Origin of the sequence: Acidovorax sp. HMWF029 (genome assembly GCF_003060895.1) — a bacterium.
Taxonomy (GTDB): domain Bacteria; phylum Pseudomonadota; class Gammaproteobacteria; order Burkholderiales; family Burkholderiaceae_C; genus Acidovorax.
In genome coordinates, this window is the sequence record NZ_QAIH01000026.1 from 1 (window position 1) to 3421 (window position 3421).

5 protein-coding genes are annotated in these 3421 nt (G+C 64.0%); 1 reads left to right on the top strand and 4 read right to left on the bottom strand.

Translation table 11 applies throughout. The features are described 5' to 3' along the window. Positions 1–197, top strand: a 197-nt coding sequence (locus DBR12_RS01955) for a VF530 family DNA-binding protein (protein WP_108615712.1), incomplete at its 5' end; no start/stop codon positions are given. A gap of 36 nt (positions 198–233) precedes the next feature. Here the strand turns inward: DBR12_RS01955 and DBR12_RS01960 are convergent. From DBR12_RS01960 to DBR12_RS01975, 4 genes are all read right to left on the bottom strand, one after another. After that, complete coding sequence (locus DBR12_RS01960) at positions 234–1193, bottom strand: alpha-E domain-containing protein (protein WP_108615713.1); 960 nt, start codon at positions 1191–1193, stop codon at positions 234–236. After that, positions 1187–1342: an alpha-E domain-containing protein gene (locus DBR12_RS01965; protein ID WP_108615714.1), complete on the bottom strand. Its 156-nt coding sequence runs from the start codon at positions 1340–1342 to the stop codon at positions 1187–1189. Before DBR12_RS01965 ends, DBR12_RS01960 begins: the two co-directional genes overlap by 7 nt. A 2-nt stretch (positions 1343–1344) precedes the next feature. Then, the gene (locus tag DBR12_RS01970; RefSeq protein WP_108615715.1) at positions 1345–2898 is read right to left on the bottom strand and encodes a circularly permuted type 2 ATP-grasp protein; all 1554 of its coding nucleotides are present in this window, start codon (positions 2896–2898) and stop codon (positions 1345–1347) included. Between the two features lie 87 nt (positions 2899–2985). Next, a partial coding sequence (locus tag DBR12_RS01975) for a ComEC/Rec2 family competence protein (protein WP_369861319.1) occupies positions 2986–3421 on the bottom strand: 436 nt, incomplete at its 5' end.

A 3421-nucleotide genomic window follows, 5' to 3' on the forward strand; every position in this document is an offset into this window, starting at 1 on the left:
AGGCCATGGTGGTGGGCTTGGCAGATTACTTTGGCTGGGACGAACTGGGCCGACAGATCCCCATCCGCTGCTTCCAGATCGACCCCAGCGTGGGCTCCAGCCTCAAGTTTTTGCGCAAGACCCCCTGGGCGCGTGAGAAAGTCGAGAGCCTCTACCTCTTCATGCTGCGCGACCAGCGGCGCAACGCGCAGGAGTAACCAACTCCCCGCGCAGCGCCCCTATCTTGAGGCCGCTCAGTCGCCCGACGTCACCAGAAAGTCGCGGCTGATACCGCCACCCAGGTCGTTGACCCGGTCCAGGAACTGGGTGAGAAACGCGTGCAGGCCCGTGGCCAGGATCTCGTCAATGCGGCCGTACTGCAGGTCAGCCAGCAGCCGCCCAGCCCTGCGGCTGGTTTCAGCGGACTGCCCGTTGGCCAACACAGCCAGGTTGTCCACCACCTCACGCAGGCAGGCGTGGAGCGAGCGCGGCATGTCCCTGCTCAGGATCAGCAGATCGGCCACACGCCCGGGCGTGATCACGTCGCGGTACACCTTGCGGTACACCTCAAACGCCGACACGCTGCGCAGGATGGCGCTCCAGTGGTAGAAGTCGCTCTCCTGGTTGCGGTCGCTGGCGCGGCCAAAGAAGTCGTTCTTGACGGCGTGGAACTTCACATCCAGCAGGCGCGCGGTGTTGTCCGCGCGCTCCAGGAAGGTACCCATGCGCAAAAAGTGAAAGGCTTCGTCCTGCAGCATGGTGCCCAGCACCACGCCCCGTGAAAGGTGCGAACGGTACTTCACCCACTCAAAGAACTGGCCCGGATCGCGCTCAAACGCATCGCCTTCCAGTTGCCGGTGCAGCTCCAGCCAGGTCTGGTTCTGCGTTTCCCACACCTCGGTGGTCAGTGCACCCCGCACGGCCCGCGCGTTTTCGCGCGCAGCGCGCAGGCACGACAGGATAGACGACGGGTTGTTGCCATCGCGCACCATGAACTCCAGCACATTGGCCGGCGTTACTTCGCCATGTTTGGCGGTATAGGCGGGGATCAGCTCGCTGATGGACAGCAGCCCCTCCCAACCGACCTGCGCTGCGTCGGCAGACTGCGGCAGCAGGGACATTTCATAGCTCACATTGAGCATACGTGCAGTGTTCTCAGCCCGCTCGGTGTAGCGGGACATCCAGAACAAATGGTCGGCGGTACGGCTCAGCATGCAGCCTCCTTCATCGAGCAGGGCTGAGAACCCCGCACGTGCTGCGCACGCACGCGGTGTTGCGTCGAAAGCCCCATGGCATGGGGCTTTTCAGCCCGCTCGGTGTAGCGTGACATCCAGAACAAGTGGTCGGCGGTACGGCTCTGCATGTTCAAAGGCTCCCTTGCGATTGGCTTTGCGACTGGCCCTGGCCCAGGGACTGCGATTGCGACTGGGATTGCGACTGCGATTGCACGGACTTGGGTGGCGCGGCAGGCGCGCCCTCGCCCAGCACCCAGGTATCCTTGGTGCCGCCGCCTTGCGACGAATTCACCACCAGCGATCCCTCTTGCAGCGCAACGCGCGTGAGGCCGCCTGCGACCATCTGCACCTCGCGACCACTGAGCACAAAGGGGCGCAGGTCGATGTGGCGCGGGGCAATGCCGCTTTCCACATAGGTAGGGCAGCTCGACAGGCTGAGCGTGGGCTGCGCGATGTACCCCGCAGGGTTGGCAATGAGCGCGCGGCGGAAGTCCTCAATCTCAGCCTGCGTGGCCGCAGGGCCGATCAGCATGCCGTAGCCACCTGCGCCGTGCACTTCCTTGACCACCAGGTCCTTGAGGTTGGCCAGCACATGCTGCAGGTCGTCCTGCTTGCGGCACATCCAGGTGGGCACGTTCTTGAGAATGGGCTCCTCGCCCAGGTAGAAGCGGATCATCTCGGGCACATAGGGATACACCGATTTGTCATCGGCCACGCCCGTGCCCACGGCATTGCAGATGCCGACGTTGCCCGCCCGGTAGGCCTCCATCAGGCCGTAGCAGCCCAAGGTGGAATTGCGGCGGAAGACCTGCGGATCGAGGAAATCATCATCCACCCGGCGGTAGATCACGTCCACCCGCTGCAAGCCGCGCGTGGTGCGCATGTAAACAAACTTGTCCTTGACCACCAGGTCCTGCCCCTCGACCAGTTCCACACCCATCTGCTGGGCCAGGAAGGCGTGCTCGAAGTAGGCGCTGTTGTGCATGCCGGGGGTCAGCACCACCACGGTGGGCTCATCGGCCGTGGCAGGGGCGCTGGCACGCAGGGTCTCCAGCAGCATGTCGGGGTAGTGGGCCACGGGCGCCACCTTGTGCAGGCTGAACAGCTCGGGGAACAGCCGCATCATCATCTTGCGGTTTTCGAGCATGTAGCTCACGCCGCTGGGCACGCGCAGGTTGTCTTCGAGCACGTAGTACTCGCCCTTGCCCTGCGCATCGGGGGCGCGCACGATGTCGATGCCTGCAATGTGCGCGTAGATGTTCTGCGGCACATGCAGGCCTGCCATCTCGGGGCGGTACTGCGCGTTGTTGAGAATCAGGTCGGCGGGCACGATGCCGGCGCGGATGATGTCCTGGCCGTGGTACACGTCGTGGATGAAGCGGTTGAGCGCCGTGACCCGCTGCACCAACCCCTGCTGCATGCTGCTCCACTCGTGGGATGGAATGATGCGCGGGATCAAGTCAAACGGAATCAACCGCTCGTTGCCCGCACCGCCCTCGTCCTTCGCGCCATAGACGGCGAAGGTAATGCCCACGCGCCGAAAGATCATCTCGGCTTCGGCCCTGCGGGCCTGCATCACATCAGGGGGCTGTTTGCTCAACCACTGCGCATAGCGCTTGTAGTGTTCTCGCACGTCGCTGCCATCAAAAGGCAGCATGGCGTACATCTCGTCAAATTTCTGCATGAACTGGCCTCCTGCAAACAGGATAGCAAGTTGTGCGCCCACCCCTTTTGCAACAGCCCCTGGCGCTACTGCGCCATGCTTTCGGAATCAATCGCCCCGTGGCACCATGCTGTGCTGCCAATACCGTCGGCCAGTGTCGCGTTCACACGCCACCGCACCGGGGTCAACAGAAGCCCAGGTAGCAGCCCCGCAGCGGGACGACTCCACCACACGGATGTTGCGCTCGCGGTAGCGCTGCAGCACATCGAGCGCCGGGTGCCCGAAACGGTTGCGGTATCCAGCCTGCACCAAAGCGGTGCGCGGCTGAACGGCATCCAGGAAAGCGGGCGATGACGATGTCTTGCTTCCGTGGTGGGGAACCAGCAACAGGTCGGCCCGCAACGGAGCCCCACGCGCCAGCAAAGCCTGCTCCTGTGGGGCTTCGATGTCACCCACCAGCAAAACCGATGGTGCCTGGGCCCCTGCCGCCACCACGCGCAGCACGCAGCTCAATGTGTTGGGGCGCGGGGGGCGGGGTACCGGG